Here is a 20,455-nt window from a genome sequence, read left to right on the forward strand (position 1 = left end):
CTTGAAGTCTAGTGAATAAGGCTTCTACACAAGAAAAAAGAGTACCTGATGCTGGATCAGACACTCCTTTCTTTTGTCTTCGCATGCGAGCGGACCGCCCATAAAAATAACGCGCCAAACAGAAAAATTCCGGCGGTGACATAAAAGACAGCTGGAATCCCGTAATGACTCGCCACAATGCCGCCAATCACCGGACCGACGACATTCCCAAGAAAGCGGAAGCTGACATTGTATCCGAGCACTTCCCCTTGCATAGAGGCAGGTGCTTTGATCCGAATATACGCCGTCGTACACGGAATAATCCCGCCAAGTGCCATCCCATATAGAAAACGGAAAAGTACTAACATCACATAGGAATCCGCCATCGCTTGCGGGATGAATAAAATAGAGGAGAGGATGAGAAGGGCAAGCAGCACCTTGTCGTGACCAATTCGATCTCCGAGATCTCCCCATTTTCGTGTAAAGAGCAGATTGCCAAGTCCAGTTGCAGAGAACGCAAGACCCGCATAAAATGCGAGATTAACAGGACCGTGTAAATCATGAATGTATAAAGCCAAAAGTGGCTGAATGCTAAAGTTCCCTACTTGTGTAATAAACGTTAAAAGCATCGTGACCACAAGCAAAGGCTGTTTGAAAATATGAACGAGCACATCCTTCCGTGAGTAAGAAACGCGCTTTGCTTCTTTTGAACGGATGGGCTGTTCTTTCACTCCGAAAATAATCACAATAGCTGACACATAAATGACAGTCGCTGTGAGGAAAAACGTATAAATAAATCCGACGCTGTCTGCCATGAAGCCGCCCATTAATGGACCAAACAACCCCCCGGCGACATTACTCATCTGCATCGTTCCAAGGGTTTTACCTGCAGTTGCCTTTTCCGTCTGTGCAGAGATCAGTGCCATTGAAGTCGAGATAAAGCCTGTGACAAGCCCCATGAAGAGCCGCAGTGCGAATAGCTGATAAACGGTTTGCACAAGCCCCATTAATAGAATACTTGTTGCAATCCCAATTCCGTTAATGAGCAAAATCTTTTTATAACCATGACGGTCACCAATCCGTCCCCAAATCGGAGAAATCAGAAAGGCCGTTAAAAACGTGACCCCAAAGACATAGCCGCTCCACCTTTGGACAAATTCATTTGAATAGCTGCTATCAAGAGATTCTATGTAAAGTGATAAAAAAGGGACGATCATTGTAATGCTGGCAGATACAAAAAAGTTCACAAACCACATGATGTACAAGTTTTTCTTCCTGTTTGTGATAGAGACCACCTTCTTTATTTATTTCGTGTTCCTTAATAATTATAAAGGAAAATAAACGATCTTTCATCTGATGATAGGTTGGGCATAGTGAATCTGCATTATTTTCAAGAAAATGAAGTGATTTCAAGGTCCGTCTTAATATAATGATATCAGGATGAAAAACTGACGAGAAAGTGAGGTGAGACTGGTGGAACAGAAGGCGGTGCTTGTGGTCGATTTTGAATTTACGATGCCTGATGGAAAGTATCATCCACAAAATTTTTTTCCTGAAATTATTGAAGCTGGGGTAGTGAAAGCGGCAAGTGAAACGATTATAGACACGTTCTCTAGCTACGTCAAACCGAAAAAGTTTCCGAAGCTGACGAAACGCTGTAAATCGTTCCTCGGCATTACGCAGCAGGATGTAGAGAGCGGAATTTCCTTTGAGGCGTTTATCGAGAAGCTCGTGTCGCTTGATGAGGGAGAGGATTGTGAGATTATTACATGGGGCAATATGGACATGAAGGTGCTGAAGCAAAACTGTATGCTCAATCACATCGCCTTTCCTTTTAAGGGAAAGCTGAGGGACCTCGCCTTTGAGTATAAAACCTTTTTTGGTGATCGTACACTGACAGGGCTTCGCAAAGCGGCAAAGGAATACGGCAGTGAAGAAGCTGGTAAGCATCATAAAGCACTTGATGATGCCATGACGACTTATCAGCTGTTAACCCTTTTTGAAAAAGACAGAGCCTATGTGGAAAATCCGCAAACAACCAAAATTGGTGAGCTGATCGATTTCTCACACTTTTTTGATTCGGCTGATTAGCGGGCGTCTTCTGGAAAATAATCTTTTTCGAGAGAAGATAGGCATGCTCTTGATTTTTCAGCCCATTTGGAATCATCCGCATGGAGCGTTTGTTTTAATTTATCTACAGCTTCTTTTAGTGATACTTGATAATCTGGTATACCGCCATCATAAGGCTTCACCATATGATGAGGGATATTCGTCTGTTCACGATAGGCCAAAGCCCGTCTCTCTTGGAAAAAAGGCACGTCTGCTTCTTTTGGGTGATGCAGGTCGCCTTGAGTGGGATGTGTCAGAACGGCTTTTACTTGAACGAGAAAGGTCGATGGTTTCACTGCTGTCACTTCCCCAACGTAAACACCTGTTTTGTAAAATCCTTTCACAACTTGTCCAATTTGAATGTCTGTCATGTGAAATTCCTCCATTTCCTTCTCGCAGGAAGGTATTTCATTTCTTTTAGCCAATATAGTGAAGTAAACGAGCAAAAGGGGGAATGGCGAATGCTGTCGTTCATCGCACTCTTTCTACTGTATTTTCCTGAAGATAAAAGGGAGTACATCCCAGCGGCAATCACCACGGTGATTTTCTTTATTGCTGCATTTATTTGCTTTCGTCTGATCGTTCGTGCGTCTAAGAAGCAGGAGCGGATAGATGAAAAAAGGACAAAAAAAATGGATTGATCATTTTCTTCTTGTATCTTCAGGAAACTTCACGGTGACGGTTGTACCAGACTGCAGCGAGCTTTTGAAACGAATGGTTCCATGGTGATTTTCAATGATAGAAAATGTCACTGTCAGCCCAAGTCCAGTCCCTTTATTTTTCAGGGTGTAATATGGTTCGCCAAGCTTTTTCATTTGGCTTTCTGTCATTCCTACACCGTTATCCACGAAATAAAGGCATATTTTATGATTTTCTTTTGAAGCAAAAAGTTCAATTTCCCCTTCGTGTTCTGGGGCTGCTTCAATCGCATTTTTGATTAAATTAATCATGACTTGCTTGATCTTCGTTTCATCCCCTTGAATGTATAAGTCTGGTTCAATGGATTGATGAATCGTGACCGATTTGAAATTCGCATAGGATGTCATCAGTGATGCACATTCCTCTAGTAATTTAGATAGATTGAGAGATTCAATTTGATAATAATTTTGTTTCGCAATGTCAAGATAACTCGTGATAATATCCTGCGCCCGGTCTAACTCTGACAGAACGAGATTTTTATAATCTTTATTGGTTGACGGCTCTTTTGTATTGTCACTAGAAAAGAGCAATTGGATAAAGCCTCTCACCACTGTCAGCGGATTGCGTACTTCATGGGCAACGCTTGCAGCGAGTTCACTTACAATGGTCAGCTTTTCTGACTGGACGAGCTGTGTTCTCATTTGCGCATTTTCTTTGACGAATTCAATGGAATAGATACTTAGCACAAGAAAGAATATGTAGTAAAGGGTTGAGAAAAATAACTCAAGTAACTTTTGCTGCATAATAAAGGCTGGGCTGTATTCCATTAAGCTGACCGCAAACAGTCCAATGTAAATAAAGAATCCTTTGGATAAACCGATAAGCACTCCATACATCAGCTTTTTCAGCTTCGAATATTGACGCCATTTCCGGTAGAACAGAAATGGGATGAAAAAGTAAATCGGAACAACAATGATTCCAACCCATAAGAAGGAGCCATACATCACGAATTTGACCATGGAACTTATCAAGATGGCGACGATCCCAGCAGTGTACCCTCCGTATAAAATGGCAAGTACAAGAGGGATGGATTGAAGCCCAGTCTGCAAATCTAAAATCGAACCAACTGGATATATAATACATAGTGCTGAAGAGATGGATGCGAATACTGTGATGAGCAGTTTATTCGTTTTTGGGAAATGAGCAGGGGTCCGGCTTAGCCATAGCGCATGATATAAAAAGATTGGAAATAGAATAAAAGATACATGGAGCAGAAAATCCTTGAACATTTCCATTTAAATGCTCTCCTCGTAAATAATTGTAATTCCTCTCATTATATCATCTCATGTACAAAGTAGATATGATAAAAGGAGGGTTTTTTTCTTTAAAAAGAACACCCGTTAGGATGTTCTTTCGATCGTATAGGGCTTATTCAGATGATCGCGTGAACGCTTGATGAAGGCGTTTCAATCCTTCTTTGACTGTTGAAGCAGGACAGCCGAGATTCATCCGAATAAAGCCGTCTCCTTCGTGTCCATACACGTGACCAAGCTCTAGGATCACTTTGCCCTTTTTCAGCAGATTCCGTTTCAATTCCGCTTGACTGAATTGATAATCCCGAATGTCCAGCCACAATAAATAAGAAGCATCTGGTTTCATATAACGCATATTTGGAAGGTGTTCGTCAATATAGTCCATCGCCATTTTCATATTGCTTTCGAGATAAAGAACAAGTGCATCGAGCCACTCATCCCCGTGGCGGTATGCTGCTTCCATCGCAGGAATCGCAAATGCATTCAGTTTGGCTAGTCCGTTTCTTTGCAATTGATTGGTGAAAAGGGTTCTTTTTTCTTCATCGGAAATGATAATGGCAGATGCTTGGAGGCCAGCTAAATTAAATGTTTTACTTGGTGCAATACACGTCACTGTGATATGTGCTATGTCGTCAGAAAGACTAGCAAATGGCACATGCGGCTTTCCGTATAGCATCAAATCAGAATGAATCTCATCTGAAACGACTGTGACACCATGCTTGACACATAAGTCTCCTACTCGCTTTAATTCTTCTTTTGTCCACGCTCTTCCGGACGGATTATGCGGATGACATAGGAACATGAGCTTCGCTTCTGGTCTGCTCAGTTTTTTCTCTAAATCATCAAAATCCATAAGATAGCGGTTGTTTTCTATTTTTAAAGGGTTGGTTGAGACTGTACGTCCATTTCGCTCAATCATTTGATAAAAAGGCGTATACACTGGTGACTGTATGACCACTTCGTCATTCGGTGCTGTAAAGGCTTGGACAGCAAAACTAAGTGCCGTGACGATCCCTGGTGTGAAGGTGACGGCTTCTGTCTGAATCGACCACCCGTGTCTTCTTTTGAGCCATTCGGCTACTGCCTGCTGCGTATCCTGGTCTTGAAAGGCATAGCCAAATACGCCATGATCCAATCGCTCTTTCAATGCATCAAGGACGACCTGCGGCGCTTTAAAATCCATATCTGCCACCCACATCGGCAGCGCATCTGTTGTCAGGAACAAAGACTCTGCTTGGTCCCATTTCACTGATTTTGAACCTTTACGTATGATCTGTTCGTCGAAATTCATGAAACCCACCTCTAGCCGTTTTTCAACCATTGTTGGTTGTGCTAAAATAAACATCACAAAATTTATTATAAGCGGTGATACCGATGAAAGATAGTCAAGCTGTAGAAGAGATGATTCAACTTATTAAGGCATGGGACCCTTTTCAATATGGAGAGGACTTTTATGAAACGGAGCCTGCTGACGTCATCAGTGCATTATACGACGCAGAAGACTCTTTATCTTTAGCAAAAGACATTCAAGCCATTTATCATCACTCATTTGAGCAGCTCCTGCCTTTCGAAAGCTGTCAACATATAGCGAATCAGCTTTTCGTCATACGAGACAGCAGCTCCTGCACACGCTAAGACAGGCTGAAATGTCCGATTTGATCAGACACAAAGACCGGATTTTCCTCAGGAACGAGGTGCCCGGTTTTTTTTAATGCATGCAAGGTCGAGTTTGGCAGATCCTTGTGCAGTCTTTCTCCTATTTGAATGGGAACGATCCGATCTTCCTCACCCCAAATGAGCAGCACTGGTGTCTCCATTTTCTTTAGGACATCCGAGGTCAAATCGCCTTCCCGGTGCCGAATCAAGCGGAAAATTCCTCGGAAAATTTGATCATCAGAAAAAGGCTTTAAATATCCGTCCACCATCTCTTGATCAATGATGGAATGATCATGTACAACAGCGGTTAAATTTTTCATTATGCCTTGCTTCAAGAGCTTTCTTTTAAGATAGAGATAAAAATAAGGAATATATGTGCTGTAAACAAGCGATCTCTTTGATTTATTTAAATACCCTGAGCTGCACAAAAGTACCGCCTTTTCAAATAGGTCTGGCCGTTCAGATGCAGCGTATAAAGCAATTTGGCCGCCCATCGAATGACCCACTAGGATCGCATGCTGAATCTGCAAGTAACCAGCTAGCTCAATAATGATCTTTCCCATGTTGCGATAGCTGTAAATAAACGTATTCGACTTCTCGGACTGTCCAAACGGCGGCAGATCGATTGCAATTAAATTGAAGTCTTGTTTCAGAAGCGGGATGAGCTTTCGATAGCTGAAGGTAGAAGAGAAGAGTCCGTGAATTAAGATCAATGTTTTCTTCCCCTTATTTGGATAGTGCTCATAATAGATATCTAAACCGAATTTACTTTTCATATAAGCTGGCTGAACAAAGTCCACACTCATCACTCCGATACTTGATACTCTCTCTGTTAGGTGACTGTATTGTACCCTAAAAAGTGGATTTTAAGCTATGGTTAGCATCTTTTCCCTGCTTAGCATAATGGGAAAAACGTGCTATAATGTTCAGAAGATTTTTTAAAACTAGCTTTTACAATCTGAGGTGTGAAATCAAATGAAACTAACAGAAAAAGAAACTGAAATATTAGAGATTTTAGATGAAAACAGCCGTGCCGATTTAAATACAATTGCAAAAATGGCAGGCGTGACAACAGAAGAAGCAGAAGCCATTATTCAAAAACTAGAAGATCAAAAAGTCATTATTGATTATTCAACCATGATTGACTGGCGTAAAGTGGATGGTCATGAAGGCGTCACAGCAATGATTGATGTAAAAGTGACACCAAAAAGAGGCGTCGGATTTGATGAAATTGCTGAACGTATTTATCGCTTTCAGGAAGTGGAGTCTGTCTATCTCATGTCAGGTGTTTATGATCTATCTGTTGTGATCCGCGGAAGATCTATGTCTGATATTGCCCGCTTCGTGTCTGAAAAATTATCGACACTTGATTCCGTGGTTTCAACAACTACCCACTTTATTTTGAAGAGATATAAACATGATGGGAAAGTGTTTGAAACAGGAGACGATGACAAAAGAATCGTGGTGTCTCCTTAAATGAAAAAGTCTTATTTATCTGAAACGGTACAAAGCATTCAGCCGTCAGGTATTCGGAAATTCTTTGATTTGGCAGCTACAATGGAAGGGGTCATTTCCCTTGGTGTCGGCGAGCCAGATTTCGTGACAGCTTGGAATGTCAGAGAAGCAAGTATTATGTCATTAGAACAAGGGCTTACCTCTTATACGGCGAACGCAGGGTTGTTATCTTTGCGAAAAGAACTGAGTCACTATTTATATAAGCGGTTTCACATTGACTACAGTCCTGAAGAAGAACTTATTATCACAGTTGGCGGAAGCCAGGCACTTGATTTGGCCTTTCGTGCGATTTTAAACAGCGGGGATGAAGTGATCATTCCAGAGCCTTGTTTCGTAGCATATGGGGCCCTTACGACACTTGCAGGCGGAGTACCTGTTTATTTAAGTACCTCGGCTGAAAAAGATTTCAAAGCAGACTCGGCGGATCTACGCACGAAGCTGACGCCTAAGACAAAAGCGATCCTGCTTTGCTCACCATCAAATCCAACTGGCTCTGTCTATTCAAAGGAAGAGCTTGAAGATATTGCTCAATTTGCAAAAGAGCATGACCTTCTCATTATCACGGATGAGATTTACGCAGAGCTGACGTATGATGAAGCTTTTACAAGCGTAGCGGCAATTCAAGATATGAAGGAAAGAACGATCCTGATTTCAGGCTTTTCAAAAGGGTTTGCAATGACAGGCTGGCGCTTAGGATATGTGGCAGCACCACCTGTACTGCGCGATGCTATGCTGAAAATACACCAATATTCTATGATGTGTGCGCCCGCTATGGCACAATATGCAGCAGAAGAAGCTTTGAAAAATGGGCTTGAAGATGTAGAGAAAATGAAGAAAAGCTACAGAAGGCGCCGTAATTTGTTTGTCGGCTCTTTGAATGAACTGGGGCTGACATGCCACCAGCCAAACGGCGCATTTTACGCTTTCCCGTCCATTAAAACGACGGGCATGACGTCAGAACAATTTGCCGAGGAGCTGCTCCTGAGTGAAAAAGTAGCTGTTGTCCCTGGTAATGTCTTCGGGCCGAGTGGTGAAGGTCATATTCGCTGTTCATATGCTTCGTCTCTTGACCATCTTCAGGAATCACTTTCAAGAATCCAGCGCTTTTTGCAGGAACGACAAGTGAAAGAAGAAGCACCTGTCATCATAAAATAAAAAAAGGCATCAATCCATTAGGACTCATGCCTCTCAAATTAGGGGGGAATACTAGAAAGCATTCTTGTTTTCAGGTATTCCCCCTTTTGAACTGATCTAAACCCAATTAAAAAATATTTTGCGTAACTGACCGTTCTATGATATAGTTTTTAATTGCGTATAAACGAATATTAAAACATTTATTTAGGAGTTGTTATCATGGCGACAAAGTTTGAAGTAGGCAGTGTTTACACTGGTAAAGTAACAGGATTACAAGCGTATGGTGCGTTTGTTGCATTAGATGAAGAAACTCAAGGACTTGTGCATATTTCTGAAGTAACACATGGCTTTGTAAAAGACATCAACGAGCACCTTTCAATTGGTGACGAAGTACAAGTAAAAGTTCTTTCTGTTGATGAAAAAGCAGGTAAAATCAGCCTTTCTATCCGTGCTACACAAGATGCACCTGAAAGAAAAGAAAGCAAACCAAAGAAACAAAGACCACAGCAAGTGAAAGAAGAAGCTGCTGCACCACAAGGTTTCAATACACTTAAAGATAAACTTGAAGAGTGGATTGAGCAATCTAACCGTAAAGATCTTATCAAGAAATAAAAAAAGCACCGCTTCAAACGGTGCCTTAGGCTGCCTCGTATAGGCGGCCTTTTTTATGTCTTTTTGTTTAGCGAACCTCTGGATTCGGCTCGTCACGGCGAACAGCTTCTTCGCTTGGCTTGAACAATAGACCAAGGTTAACAAGACCTGCAATTCCAACAAGACCATAAATAATACGTGATAATGCAGAGCCTTGTCCGCCAAAGATCGCTGCTACTAAGTCAAATTGAAAAAAGCCGATTAGTCCCCAGTTAATAGCACCGATAATCGTGAGCACGAGGGCAATACGCTGAATAGCACTCATCGTGATTCCTCCTTTCGCTACAGCATCAATACATTTATATTTTGCAGATTTTCAGCCAAACTATGCGTAAGAAAATGGATTAAAGCAAATTACTTTACTTTTGGAATGATTGAGGCGCATAATGTAGCGCGAGGAGGAGATCAAATGGATCGATTTACTTATTGGAACCCAACGAAATTAATGTTTGGAAAGGGAGAAGTATCAGCCCTTTCAGATGAACTCAAACACTACGGAAAAAACGTATTACTTGTATATGGTGGAGGCAGTATTAAACGAAACGGCCTTTATGACCAAGTTGTCAGCATCCTAAAAGAATCAGGAGCTGCAATCACTGAACTTGCTGGTGTTGAGCCAAACCCGCGCTTAACAACAGTAAGAAAAGGGGTTGAGCTTTGCAAAGAGAACAACGTTGATTTTATTTTGGCAGTCGGCGGCGGCAGTGTCATTGATGCAACGAAAGCGATCGCAGCTGGAGCGAAGTACGATGGAGATGCTTGGGATATCGTGACGCGTAAGCATGTCCCAATGGAAGCTATTCCGTTCGGTACTGTGTTAACACTTGCTGCAACAGGTTCTGAAATGAACTCTGGATCAGTGATCACAAACTGGGAAACAAATGAGAAATATGGCTGGGGAAGTCCAGCAGTCTTCCCTAAATTCTCTATTCTTGATCCAGTGAACACATTCACTGTGCCAAAAAACCATACGATTTATGGCATGGTTGACATGATGTCACATGTGTTCGAGCAATATTTCCATCACACGGAAAATACACCTTATCAAGACCGTATGTGTGAAGGGCTTCTTCGTACGGTCATTGAAACAGCACCGAAGCTGATCAACGATCTAGAGAACTATGAGCTGCGTGAAACCATCTTATTCACTGGCACCATTGCCCTTAATGGAATGCTGTCAATGGGGGCACGCGGTGATTGGGCTTCTCATAACATTGAGCATGCGGTATCTGCTGTTTATGATATCCCTCATGCCGGCGGACTTGCGATCTTGTTCCCTAACTGGATGAAGCATGTCATTCAGGAAAACCCAGGCCGCTTTAAACAATTAGCGGTACGTGTATTCGATGTGGACCCTGCGGGCAAAACAGACGAAGAAGTGGGCTTAGAAGGAATCGACAAATTGTCAGCTTTCTGGACAAGTCTTGGTGCACCAAGCCGTTTAGCGGACTATGATATCAACGATGAGAAAATTGATTTAATTGCAGACCGTGCAATGGCACGCGGTGAATTTGGTCAATTTAAAAAGCTAAACAAAGAAGATGTTCTAGCCATTTTGAATGCTTCTTTATAATCGACCAACCAAAAGATAGCTGCTTTCGAGCAGTTATCTTTTTTTGAGTTCGACGTGTACATATGTTAAAGTAGTCTTTCATGTTTTTGGATATATACGCTGTAAGGAGATGTATCAACAGATGGAAAATTTTATTTACTATAATCCAACGAAATTAATGTTTGGAAAAGGACAACTAGAAGGACTAAAGAGCGAACTCGCTCGTTATGGAAAACGAGTGTTACTTGTATATGGCGGAGGCAGCATTAAGAAAAATGGTCTTTATGACAATGTGATCAGCGCGTTAAATGAAGCAGAAGCTGAAGTATTTGAGCTGTCAGGTGTTGAACCAAACCCGCGCCTTACCACAGTGGAAAAGGGAATCGACATCTGCCAAAATGAAAAAATTGATTTCTTATTAGCTGTTGGCGGCGGCAGTGTGATTGACTGTACAAAAGCGATTGCAGCCGGAGCAGAGTATGACGGAGATGTGTGGGACATTATCTCTAAGAAAACAACCGCTCAAAAAGCATTGCCATTTGGCACAGTACTGACACTTGCAGCAACCGGTTCAGAAATGAATCCAGACTCTGTCATCACAAACTGGGAAACAAATGAAAAATATGTGTGGGGCAGTTCAGTCACTCATCCTGCTTTTTCCATTCTAGACCCTGAGCATACATATTCTGTGCCAGAAAACCAGACGGTGTACGGCATGGTCGATATGATGAGCCACGTCTTCGAGCAATACTTCCATAATGTAAAAAACACGCCGCTACAGGATCGAATGTGTTTTGCTGTTCTTCAAACAGTCATCGAGACAGCACCAAAACTGCTTGAAGACTTACAAAACTATGAGCACCGTGAAACGATCCTTTATGCAGGAACGATCGCTTTAAATGGCACGCTGCAAATGGGCTACTTTGGAGACTGGGCGTCCCATACGATTGAGCATGCGGTATCGGCTGTCTATGACATTCCGCATGCAGGCGGACTTGCCATCCTCTTCCCAAATTGGATGCGTCATACACTCGATCACAATGTGGAACGCTTTAAAAACCTCATGCTGAACATGTTTGACATCGAGACAGAAGGAAAATCAGATCGTGATATCGCATTAGAAGGCATCGACAAGCTGTCAGCCTTCTGGACAAGCCTCGGTGCACCAAGTCGTTTAGCGGATTATGACATTGGTGAAGATCAGCTGGACAAAATTGCCGACATTGCGGCGAAAGAAATGGAATACGGTGGTTTTGGTAACTTTATGAAACTTGGTCGTGATGACATTCTTTCTATTTTGAAAGCTTCTTTATAATCCTGCTTGCCGTTTCTCATAGAGAGAAACGGCTTTTTGCTATGCCAGTGACGATCACTTGATTTCAATAGCTAGTTCCGCTAAAGTGAAAGGGACAGAACTAACGTAATGGAGGGCTTACAAGCGATGACACATATTCAATTTGACTACTCGAAAGCGTTACCTTTCTTTCAAGAACATGAGCTTACATATTTAAAAGATTTTGTGAAGGTGGCCCATCATAATATTCATGAACAAACGGGTGCAGGCAGTGATTATTTAGGCTGGGTTGACTTACCGAAGCAATATGATCGCGAAGAATTTGCCCGCATTAAAAAAAGTGCAGATAAAATTAAGTCTGACTCTGATGTCTTGCTTGTTGTCGGAATCGGCGGCTCTTATCTCGGCGCACGTGCGGCGATTGAATTTTTGAACCACTCTTTCTATAACACGCTGCCAAAAGGCAAACGCAAGACGCCGCAAATCATCTTTATTGGAAACAACATCAGTTCTTCTTATTTAACAGATGTGATGGATCTATTGGAAGATGCAGATTTCTCTATTAACGTCATTTCAAAATCTGGAACAACAACAGAGCCAGCGATTGCGTTCCGCATCTTTAAAAAGCTCCTCATTGAAAAATACGGTGCTGAAGAAGCGAAAAAACGTATTTATGCGACAACTGACAAGGCACGCGGTGCACTGAAAACATTAGCAACGGAAGAAGGCTACGAATCATTTATCATCCCTGATGATGTAGGTGGACGCTATTCTGTATTAACAGCAGTTGGTCTATTGCCAATCGCTGTGAGCGGTGCAGACATTGATCAGATGATGGAAGGCGCGGCAAAAGCAAGCGAAGACTTCGCTTCATCTGAGCTTTCTGAGAATGCGGCATACCAATATGCTGTCGTCCGTAATGTCCTTTACAATAAAGGCAGAACGATTGAAATGCTGATTAACTATGAGCCAGGCCTGCAATACTTTGCAGAATGGTGGAAGCAATTATTCGGTGAAAGTGAAGGAAAAGATGAAAAAGGAATTTATCCTTCATCTGCGAACTTCTCAACAGATCTTCATTCACTTGGTCAATATGTTCAAGAAGGAAGAAGAGACTTGTTTGAAACAATCGTCAATGTAGACAAACCTCGCCATGAGCTTGTCATTGAAGCAGAAGAACAAGACCTTGATGGCTTGAACTATCTAGCAGGAAAAACGGTTGATTTCGTTAATAAAAAAGCATTTGAAGGAACGATGCTTGCTCATACAGATGGAAAAGTACCGAATCTTATCGTCACAATTCCTGAGATGGATGCTTATACATTCGGATACCTCGTTTACTTCTTTGAGAAAGCATGTGCGATGTCTGGATATCTACTAGGCGTCAATCCATTCGACCAGCCTGGAGTAGAAGCTTATAAAGTGAATATGTTTGCTTTATTAGGAAAACCAGGCTTCGAAGAGAAAAAAGCCGAGCTTGAAAGCCGTCTAAAACAATCGTAAGAATGAAAAAGCACACCTTTTGATAAGGGTGTGCCTTTTTTGTTTTCTCATGGTTCCTGTGCAAGCTTTCTCATGCTCTGTACATAGAATAATGAGTAGAGGAGAGTGAAACATGAGAACGAATCATATTTACATTCACGATATTTCTGGCCAGGCAATCGTCAACTTTGGCAATGTCGGACGTATTTGTTCTATGAGTGCTGTCAAAGATACTGAATGTGCTGGCAGTGTGAACGAGACGAATCAATTATCCAATCAAAGCTTATTTGATGCTGCTTTTACAAACAATGTACAAATCACGAGGGGCAATGTATGAATTCCTCTCTTTAACGAACCCTATTATACAAAAAGGAGGGTTTCGTATGATTCATGTACCATCCAGGCTGCCCGGTGAAAGCTTTTCACTTTACCATTTAGAAGAGACCATGAAGCCGCTCGGTTATGTCATTAATGGCAACTGGGATTATGATCACGGGTACTTTGATTATAAAATTGATAACCGTGATGGCTATACTTTTCTCAGAGTTCCTTTTACAGCCGAAAAAGGCCAGCTGGATCAGCCAGGCGTTGTGGTGAAAATGGGAGATCCATTTCTCTTAAAGCATGTATATCAAGATAAGTTAGATGATCATGCGATGGTTGGAAATGTGGGAGCATCCTTTAATCAATTCCAAGAACCAAAAGAGAAAGATGGAGATGTATCAAAAGCTTATACTGAGATTGGCTTTTCACTCGTCAAGGAATTAGAAGACGCACTGCTTTAAAGGCTGATCAGTTCATCCTCTGGATGAAGCTCATATCCAAAGGGAGGATTCATCATGGGTCCTTCTTTTTTTTGTACACCGACAATGATCACATGATGCTCTAAAAAGTGATGGAGCACTGTTAAGAATGTTTCTCCGGCTAACGAAGCTGGAACCGGTATGATGGTGACGTGTTTATGCAAGGTCATATGGCTTTTTTTCTTTAACACTTTGAACTGTTCCTTTAGAAGAAAATGTTCGACCATTAAATGATTGACTGCGTCAGAGGTATGAATGACTTGATTGGCTCCAGCACGCTCGGCATTTTTTACGTAACGATCTGTTAAGATTTCAATTAAACAGTATAGCGAAGGGTTTAATCCTTTTGCTGCAAGTAATGTTAAAACACTCTGCATATCAGCTGTCACTTCATTTTCGTGCTGATCTGCGGTAATCATCAGTGCATCTGCACCGGTAATATTGGCTTTGCGAAGTGTGACATCTTCGGTGCCATGCCCTTTAATAAAATGAACATTCTCTAAAAGTGGCCCTTCCTTCAAGGAGTCATCAATCAGCACAATCGGCATAGTTGGATCAATTGTTTGAAACGACTGAAGCAGTTTGTTCGTTTTCTCATTCCAGCCGACGATAATGAGATGTCCTTTCCCTTTAAAGGCGACCTTTCCTTCTACATAATGGTGCTGCTTGCTGAACACAGCGGCGGCAAGCGTGGCGAAATAAGCTGTGACAAAGCTTGCGCCGATCAAAATCAGAGCCATACCCGCTACTTGTCCAGGCATGGTTTGCGGCACAAAATCACCATAGCCTACCGTAGAGACTGTAATGAGCGCCCACCAGATCCCATCAAAGATCGTATGATACTGCTTCGGTTCAAGCAAAACGATTAATTGTCCAAAAAAAAGAAGCAAGAAACAGATGATGATGGCAATTCGAAGATAGAGTGGCCACCTTAGCCAAGCGATAAAGATACGATTTGATTTCATCGGACTCTTCCTTTCAGGAGACTGCTAATGTCAGTATGCCCGATTGAGGAACATTTTTTCATCTTCGTCATGTATTGAAACAGATCCCATATCTTAAAATAAGAGAGAAGAAGGAGGGAATGCGAATGTCGTTCGTTCAAAAGACCGTACTTCTTTTTATCGGTGCGCACTTTTTATCATCAGCTGTGATCTTGCTCGTGTTTGACTTAAATGCTGTGAATCATTTTATGAGTGATTTTTCTTGGCTGCACTTTTTTCAAGACCTATACGGAACGGTGACCTTTTATACAGCATGCTTAGGTGTGTTCTTCTTTTTTATTGGCGCAGTTGTTCCCCTTAAAAAGACCTAGTGCTTTTTTCTGTACACGTTACATAAAAGTCATTAAAATTGTAAATAAATATATAAAATAAAAAGGAAGCTGATGAGCATGCTGTTTTTTTATTTTTTAACATTTGCCGCATTGGGATTGTCATTTTGGGCACAATTTAAAGTAAAGAATAATTTTGAAAAGTATTCAAAGGTTGAAGCATCCAGTATGAAAACAGGTGCGGAAACCGCTCGATATATTTTAGATCGCAACGGGTTATACGACGTGCCTGTTGAACCGGTAAGAGGAACTTTGACTGATCATTACGACCCTACGCAGCGTGTGGTTCGCTTATCTGAACCTGTGTACTACGGCCATTCCATATCGGCCATTTCAGTCGCATCACACGAGGTTGGACATGCCTTGCAGCATCAGGAATCCTATGGTGCGCTTGTTTTGAGACATAAGATCTTTCCTGTCGTGAACTTTGCATCTGGTGTTGCCCCGCTTCTTTTCCTTGGAGGAATCTTGCTTGGCAGCCTTAACTTAATCGGGCTTGGGATCATTTTGTTCTCAGCGGCTGTGTTTTTTCAGCTTGTGACATTGCCTGTCGAGTTTAATGCAAGTTCTCGTGCAAAAGATATCATTGTTTCAGAAGGAATCATTAGAAGCAGTGAAGAAAGAGGCGTGAACAAGGTGTTAAATGCTGCAGCTCTTACGTACGTCGCAGCGGCCCTTGTTTCCTTGTTTGAATTGCTCCGTTTTGTAATGATCTTCCTAAATGGCCGTAATGATTAATTGATGCCAGAGGAGGTGAGCCCTTACCATTGTTAGGTAAGGGTTTTTTTGTATATTTTAAACGTATTTTTAGTCATATTACTCATTGCTGCGACAGCATTTTTTGTTGTCACTGAATTTGCGATTGTGAAAATTAGAGGCTCTAAAATCAATCAGCTGATTGAAAGCGGTGATAAGAGAGCCATCCACGTACAAAAGCTCATATCAAATCTCGACGAATATTTATCCGCCTGTCAACTCGGAATTACCATCACCGCTTTAGGCTTAGGGTGGCTGGGCGAGCCGACGGTGGAGCATTTTCTGCATCCGCTGTTTGAGGAATTAGGGCTTCATTCCGCATTAACCGACATCCTATCGTTTATCATCGCATTTGTGATCATTACGTTTTTACATGTCGTTGTGGGAGAACTGGCGCCTAAAACGATTGCCATTCAAAAGGCAGAGGCCGTCAGCCTTGTGACAGCAAAGCCACTCATCTTTTTCTATAAAGTCATGTACCCGTTTATTAAAGCATTAAATGGGGCGGCACGAGGCATTGTGAAATTATTCGGTTTTCATTCTGTCAAAGAACATGAAGTGGCGATCAGTGAGGAAGAATTGCGTCTCATTTTATCTGAAAGCTATGAGAAGGGCGAAATTAACCAATCTGAGTACAAATATGTGAATAAAATTTTTGAATTTGATAACCGGGTGGCGAGAGAGATCATGATCCCTCGTACAGAAATTTCAGCCATAGAGGTTGAACAGACGCTTGAAGACATGACGCATTATATGCTGAACGAAAGATACACACGCTACCCTGTTATTAAAGAAGACAAAGATCATGTGATTGGTGTCATCAATAGCAAAGATGTGTTTAAGGCGAGCTTCCTGAATCAAGATGTGACGATTGAAGACTTAATGCGTCCGGTGATTCGGGTGATTGAAAGTACTCCTGTTCAAGAATTGCTCATTTTGATGCAAAAGGAACGAATTCATATGTCAGTGCTCGTAGACGAATATGGAGGAACAGCCGGACTTGTCACAGTAGAGGACATTTTAGAAGAAATCGTGGGCGAAATTCGGGATGAATATGATCAAGATGAAACACCTCATATCGTCAAAAAAGGTGACTTCCACTATGTAATGGATGGGAAAGCCTTGATTGATGAAGTAAATGATTTATTGGATTTAGCCATTGAGAATGATGATGTTGATACAATTGCTGGCTGGATGATGACACATAAATTTGATTTTGAGATTGGAGATACGATTGAAGCAGAAGGCTGTGAATTTACCATCATAGATGCAGAAGACCATCATATTCGGACCATTGAAATCAAAAAGGTTCACTTTTTCTAAAAACCTCGTAACACTTGACGAGGTTTTTTTAGTTGGTAAACTTTAGGTAAGAGAATGCCTTCTGCCGATAAGCAGTGATTTATTTCACATAAAAAGGGTATGGTTTTATAGAAATGACAAAAAGGAGCCGCTCATATGAAAAAAATCAATGTACAAACAGACAGACGCGATGAGATGATCGACGTGACGAACGAGATCCATCAATATGTCAAGGAAACAGGTATTCAAAACGGAACCGTCATTATCTACTGTCCTCACACGACAGCAGGGATGACCATTAATGAAAATGCGGACCCAGATGTGAAACGAGATATGCTCCGCCGGCTTGACGAAGTCTTTCCGTGGGAACATCCGAAGGACCGCCATATGGAAGGAAATACAGCCGCACATATGAAAGCGAGCTATATGGGTGCTACGCAGCATGTTCTCATCAATCATGGTGATCTTGTACTTGGCACATGGCAGGGAATCTATTTCTGTGAGTTTGACGGGCCGAGACATCGCCATTTTTATATACAGGTGTCTTCAAACGAATAAGAGATGGGGGAAATAAATGGGAGATATCACGAAATTACTGCAAATCAAATATGGAATTATTCAAGCGCCAATGGCAGGAGGAGCCGTGACATCGCAGCTGGCAGCCGCTGTTTCACAGTACGGGGGACTTGGCAGTTTGGCAAGTGGATATGTGCAGCCTGACAATTTGAGGCAGCAGATCAGACAGGTCAAACAGCTGACAACTCGCCTGTTTCAGGTCAATGTATTTGTACCAGAGCCAATTCCTGAAGTCAAAAAAGAGGATGTGGTATTTTGGGAGAAGAGACTGCCTGCACGACCAGCCGCTGATAGGCTGCCGAGCCAAGAGGAATTGTGGGATGATTTTGAACAGAAAATCAACATTATTCAGGAAGAAGACGTACCAGTCGTTTCCTTTACCTTCGCTTGTCCAAATGAACAAACGATTCATCGCTTAAAACAAAAGGGGGTCTTTTTAATTGGAACCGCCACAACAAAAGAGGAAGCACTGCTTTTAGAGGAAAAAGGGATGGATGCCATTGTTCTGCAAGGAAGTGAAGCAGGGGGTCACCGAGGTACCTTTTTACCTGCAAAAGGAGATGCCCTGGTGGGACTCTTTAGTCTGATCTCTGACGTCAAGCCGCTCTGTCATGTGCCATTGATCGCCGCAGGCGGGATCACAGAACGAGCAGGTGTGAAAGCCGCTCTAGCGCTTGGAGCGGATGCGGTTCAAATCGGCACACGATTTTTAGCCAGCCAGGAAAGTGCTGCGGCAGACGTATACAAAAAGGCGATTTTACAGGCAGAAAGCAGTGAAACAAAGATCACGAGGCTTTTTTCTGGGAAAAGAGCAAGAGGTATTGTGAATCAGTGGATGGAGGAAGAAAGACAGAATGAAGATAGGGTTCTTCCTTATCCGGTTCAGCATGTATGGACGACACCGATGCGAAAAGCAGCCGCGGCTGCAGGAAACCCTGATCAAATGGCTCTTTGGGCAGGACAGGGCGTTAGCCGTATTCACTCGATTTTAACCGTTGAGGAGATCATGCATGAACTGACGCACATATAAATTCATGTTGGGTGGTGTGAAAGGATGGACATCTTAAAGCATTCATACCGAAAAAAAGGACAAATTGAATTTTGGTTTGATGAATTTCCGTACTCTTCTGCCGTCCTTACGCCCATTCGTCATTACTATTTTGTTCGTTACGTAAAATGGAGCCGGCACGATCCGCCGGTCACAAGAAAAGACTTAGAAAAAATGGAGATCCTTGCGAACACGATGCTTGGCACGCTGCAAGATTATCGTAAACGCAAGGCATACAAAAGCCTCTTGTCATAACCAATAGACAAGAGGCTTTTTTTAGCTGCCAAACATTTGCCTGAGATAAATCACATCCATCCGGGTGGTCTGCGGCAATAGATAAGCAGATTGAACAGCACCTGGCCGCCTTCTCTTATTCAATTTGTCGATAATTTCTGCCGCTGTTAAAATCCCAAGTCCATGTCCGTAATATTGATCTTCTCCTAAGTAAATCACATTTTCCCCGCGCCACTGTGACTGCTGATAGCTAAACTCTGGATTTTCAAAATATAAGCAATCCCCATAGATAAAGTCATTCCCGCGTTCTGTATAAATCGACAATGTATCATAATGCCAGTCATACAGGGTTAAGCTGCGAAGCCTTCGGTTAAACTTCTCGTCTCCTACCGTTTGCAAGACCCCCATATAAAACACGATGACAATGGCGGTGGCACATTCAAATGCATATTGTGAGCCGTTTTCAAAAATGTCTTTAATTCCTCTAGATGGTTCCACTTGATAGCGCAGCTCTAGTGCTCCTGCTTCCGATACACGCCAAAAGGCATCATTTGCACGAGATTTTTGGAAGATGGCAAATGAGGCACCACTTTTATGCAAATCTCTTGCAGCATTCATAATGTTCGATCTCAATGTGACCTCAAATAACAAATCAGATGCTTGCCTGTAGCGGAACGTATCATTTGAGGCTTGTAACTGCATCAAAATGATCCGCTTTTGTCCCTCTAGCTGAAATGAAGCCAGCTGCTCATTTGTCACTGGCTTTCCTGAAAGGATAATCATATGAAAAGCGCCCCCTTTTGTATTAGCGTATGCAGGGTGCTTGGGCAAGGAATCAATTTGTGAAAATAAACAAAAAGGCATCCTTTTTATTTGAAAAACATGAAAATAATATGAAGATGTCCGATATATAACATATCGTTTAAAAGGAGGAAAAACATGAAAAATGCAATAAAATGGTTGAAAAAACCATCGATTTCTAAGAGACTGATTATTTCATTCACGCTCGTTCTTGTCTTGCCAATTATTACACTCAGTACGATTTCATATCAGATTGCCAAAGAAGAATTAGATCATGA

The 20,455-nt window shown here is 42.0% G+C and carries 25 protein-coding genes; 17 read left to right on the forward strand and 8 right to left on the reverse strand.

The features are described 5' to 3' along the window. Positions 1 to 56 precede the first annotated feature (56 nt). Positions 57 to 1,235, reverse strand: a complete 1,179-nt coding sequence (locus tag C6Y06_RS04525; RefSeq protein WP_249114944.1) for an MFS transporter — start codon at positions 1,233 to 1,235, stop codon at positions 57 to 59. Positions 1,236 to 1,452: 217 nt separating this feature from the next. Here C6Y06_RS04525 and kapD point away from each other — a divergent pair, with 217 nt between their 5' ends. Then, complete coding sequence (kapD, locus tag C6Y06_RS04530; RefSeq protein ID WP_034659799.1) at positions 1,453 to 2,070, forward strand: 3'-5' exonuclease KapD; 618 nt, start codon at positions 1,453 to 1,455, stop codon at positions 2,068 to 2,070. Here the strand turns inward: kapD and kapB are convergent. Continuing rightward, complete coding sequence (kapB, locus tag C6Y06_RS04535; RefSeq protein WP_060597203.1) at positions 2,067 to 2,459, reverse strand: kinase-associated lipoprotein KapB; 393 nt, start codon at positions 2,457 to 2,459, stop codon at positions 2,067 to 2,069. The two genes, kapD and kapB, sit on opposite strands and share 4 nt — an antisense overlap. 90 nt (positions 2,460 to 2,549) lie before the next feature. Here kapB and C6Y06_RS04540 point away from each other — a divergent pair, with 90 nt between their 5' ends. After that, complete coding sequence (locus tag C6Y06_RS04540) at positions 2,550 to 2,729, forward strand: hypothetical protein (RefSeq protein ID WP_034659795.1); 180 nt, start codon at positions 2,550 to 2,552, stop codon at positions 2,727 to 2,729. Here the strand turns inward: C6Y06_RS04540 and C6Y06_RS04545 are convergent, their stop codons facing one another. Both C6Y06_RS04545 and C6Y06_RS04550 read right to left on the reverse strand, forming a co-directional pair. Next, the gene (locus tag C6Y06_RS04545; RefSeq protein ID WP_034659793.1) at positions 2,730 to 4,022 is read right to left on the reverse strand and encodes an ATP-binding protein; all 1,293 of its coding nucleotides are present in this window, start codon (positions 4,020 to 4,022) and stop codon (positions 2,730 to 2,732) included. Between the two features lie 133 nt (positions 4,023 to 4,155). Then, entirely contained in the window at positions 4,156 to 5,331 is a 1,176-nt protein-coding gene (locus tag C6Y06_RS04550; RefSeq protein ID WP_106036554.1) for a MalY/PatB family protein, read from the reverse strand. 83 nt (positions 5,332 to 5,414) lie between these two features. Between C6Y06_RS04550 and C6Y06_RS04555 the strand changes: the two genes are divergently transcribed. Further along, positions 5,415 to 5,675: a YugE family protein gene (locus C6Y06_RS04555; RefSeq protein WP_003213422.1), complete on the forward strand. Its 261-nt coding sequence runs from the start codon at positions 5,415 to 5,417 to the stop codon at positions 5,673 to 5,675. Here the strand turns inward: C6Y06_RS04555 and C6Y06_RS04560 are convergent. After that, entirely contained in the window at positions 5,672 to 6,496 is an 825-nt protein-coding gene (locus C6Y06_RS04560; protein ID WP_034659788.1) for an alpha/beta fold hydrolase, read from the reverse strand. The genes C6Y06_RS04555 and C6Y06_RS04560 overlap by 4 nt on opposite strands. A gap of 175 nt (positions 6,497 to 6,671) precedes the next feature. Here C6Y06_RS04560 and C6Y06_RS04565 point away from each other — a divergent pair, with 175 nt between their 5' ends. From C6Y06_RS04565 to yugI, 3 genes are all read left to right on the forward strand, one after another. Next, on the forward strand, positions 6,672 to 7,172 hold the full coding sequence (locus C6Y06_RS04565) for an Lrp/AsnC family transcriptional regulator (RefSeq protein WP_003213765.1): 501 nt from the start codon (positions 6,672 to 6,674) through the stop codon (positions 7,170 to 7,172). After that, positions 7,173 to 8,366 (forward strand): aminotransferase, encoded by a 1,194-nt coding sequence (locus C6Y06_RS04570; RefSeq protein ID WP_034659785.1) that lies wholly within the window; start codon positions 7,173 to 7,175, stop codon positions 8,364 to 8,366. A 198-nt stretch (positions 8,367 to 8,564) separates the two neighbouring features. Further along, on the forward strand, positions 8,565 to 8,957 hold the full coding sequence (yugI, locus tag C6Y06_RS04575) for a S1 domain-containing post-transcriptional regulator GSP13 (RefSeq protein ID WP_034659784.1): 393 nt from the start codon (positions 8,565 to 8,567) through the stop codon (positions 8,955 to 8,957). A gap of 67 nt (positions 8,958 to 9,024) precedes the next feature. Here the strand turns inward: yugI and C6Y06_RS04580 are convergent, their stop codons facing one another. Then, on the reverse strand, positions 9,025 to 9,261 hold the full coding sequence (locus C6Y06_RS04580) for a DUF378 domain-containing protein (RefSeq protein WP_003212952.1): 237 nt from the start codon (positions 9,259 to 9,261) through the stop codon (positions 9,025 to 9,027). Between the two features lie 144 nt (positions 9,262 to 9,405). On the opposite strand from C6Y06_RS04580, the gene C6Y06_RS04585 reads away from it, so the two are divergent. The 5 genes from C6Y06_RS04585 to C6Y06_RS04605 all read left to right on the forward strand — a co-directional run bounded on the left by C6Y06_RS04585 (position 9,406) and on the right by C6Y06_RS04605 (position 14,109). After that, a complete protein-coding gene (locus tag C6Y06_RS04585; RefSeq protein ID WP_034659783.1) occupies positions 9,406 to 10,569 on the forward strand; it encodes an iron-containing alcohol dehydrogenase in 1,164 nt (387 codons plus the stop codon). Between the two features lie 121 nt (positions 10,570 to 10,690). Then, on the forward strand, positions 10,691 to 11,863 hold the full coding sequence (locus C6Y06_RS04590; RefSeq protein WP_034659782.1) for an iron-containing alcohol dehydrogenase: 1,173 nt from the start codon (positions 10,691 to 10,693) through the stop codon (positions 11,861 to 11,863). Positions 11,864 to 11,989: 126 nt separating this feature from the next. Beyond that, on the forward strand, positions 11,990 to 13,345 hold the full coding sequence (locus tag C6Y06_RS04595; protein ID WP_024423293.1) for a glucose-6-phosphate isomerase: 1,356 nt from the start codon (positions 11,990 to 11,992) through the stop codon (positions 13,343 to 13,345). A 112-nt stretch (positions 13,346 to 13,457) separates the two neighbouring features. After that, complete coding sequence (locus C6Y06_RS04600) at positions 13,458 to 13,661, forward strand: hypothetical protein (protein WP_223249910.1); 204 nt, start codon at positions 13,458 to 13,460, stop codon at positions 13,659 to 13,661. 46 nt (positions 13,662 to 13,707) lie between these two features. Further along, complete coding sequence (locus C6Y06_RS04605; RefSeq protein ID WP_034659780.1) at positions 13,708 to 14,109, forward strand: YugN-like family protein; 402 nt, start codon at positions 13,708 to 13,710, stop codon at positions 14,107 to 14,109. On the opposite strand, the gene C6Y06_RS04610 is transcribed toward C6Y06_RS04605, so the two are convergent. Further along, positions 14,106 to 15,092 (reverse strand): potassium channel family protein, encoded by a 987-nt coding sequence (locus tag C6Y06_RS04610; RefSeq protein ID WP_106036555.1) that lies wholly within the window; start codon positions 15,090 to 15,092, stop codon positions 14,106 to 14,108. The genes C6Y06_RS04605 and C6Y06_RS04610 overlap by 4 nt on opposite strands. A 125-nt stretch (positions 15,093 to 15,217) precedes the next feature. On the opposite strand from C6Y06_RS04610, the gene C6Y06_RS04615 reads away from it, so the two are divergent. The 6 genes from C6Y06_RS04615 to C6Y06_RS04640 all read left to right on the forward strand — a co-directional run bounded on the left by C6Y06_RS04615 (position 15,218) and on the right by C6Y06_RS04640 (position 19,397). Then, positions 15,218 to 15,442 (forward strand): YuzI family membrane protein, encoded by a 225-nt coding sequence (locus C6Y06_RS04615; protein WP_095285849.1) that lies wholly within the window; start codon positions 15,218 to 15,220, stop codon positions 15,440 to 15,442. 81 nt (positions 15,443 to 15,523) lie between these two features. Beyond that, positions 15,524 to 16,198 (forward strand): zinc metallopeptidase, encoded by a 675-nt coding sequence (locus C6Y06_RS04620; protein ID WP_034660681.1) that lies wholly within the window; start codon positions 15,524 to 15,526, stop codon positions 16,196 to 16,198. 48 nt (positions 16,199 to 16,246) lie between these two features. Further along, positions 16,247 to 17,539 carry a hemolysin family protein gene (locus tag C6Y06_RS04625; RefSeq protein WP_034659775.1) on the forward strand — a complete coding sequence of 431 codons (1,293 nt, stop codon included), beginning with the start codon at positions 16,247 to 16,249 and terminating at the stop codon, positions 17,537 to 17,539. A gap of 135 nt (positions 17,540 to 17,674) precedes the next feature. Next, positions 17,675 to 18,076: a secondary thiamine-phosphate synthase enzyme YjbQ gene (locus tag C6Y06_RS04630; RefSeq protein WP_034659774.1), complete on the forward strand. Its 402-nt coding sequence runs from the start codon at positions 17,675 to 17,677 to the stop codon at positions 18,074 to 18,076. Between the two features lie 16 nt (positions 18,077 to 18,092). Continuing rightward, positions 18,093 to 19,124: a nitronate monooxygenase gene (locus C6Y06_RS04635; protein WP_034659772.1), complete on the forward strand. Its 1,032-nt coding sequence runs from the start codon at positions 18,093 to 18,095 to the stop codon at positions 19,122 to 19,124. A 24-nt stretch (positions 19,125 to 19,148) separates the two neighbouring features. Continuing rightward, a complete protein-coding gene (locus C6Y06_RS04640; RefSeq protein WP_095285850.1) occupies positions 19,149 to 19,397 on the forward strand; it encodes a hypothetical protein in 249 nt (82 codons plus the stop codon). A 21-nt stretch (positions 19,398 to 19,418) separates the two neighbouring features. Here C6Y06_RS04640 and C6Y06_RS04645 read toward each other — a convergent pair whose 3' ends face one another. Further along, complete coding sequence (locus C6Y06_RS04645; protein WP_034659769.1) at positions 19,419 to 20,159, reverse strand: protein-glutamine gamma-glutamyltransferase; 741 nt, start codon at positions 20,157 to 20,159, stop codon at positions 19,419 to 19,421. Between the last annotated feature and the right edge of the window lie 296 nt (positions 20,160 to 20,455).

The sequence above is a fragment of the Bacillus sp. MZGC1 genome (assembly GCF_002998605.1).
In the GTDB taxonomy this organism is placed as follows: Bacteria; Bacillota; Bacilli; order Bacillales; family Bacillaceae; genus Bacillus.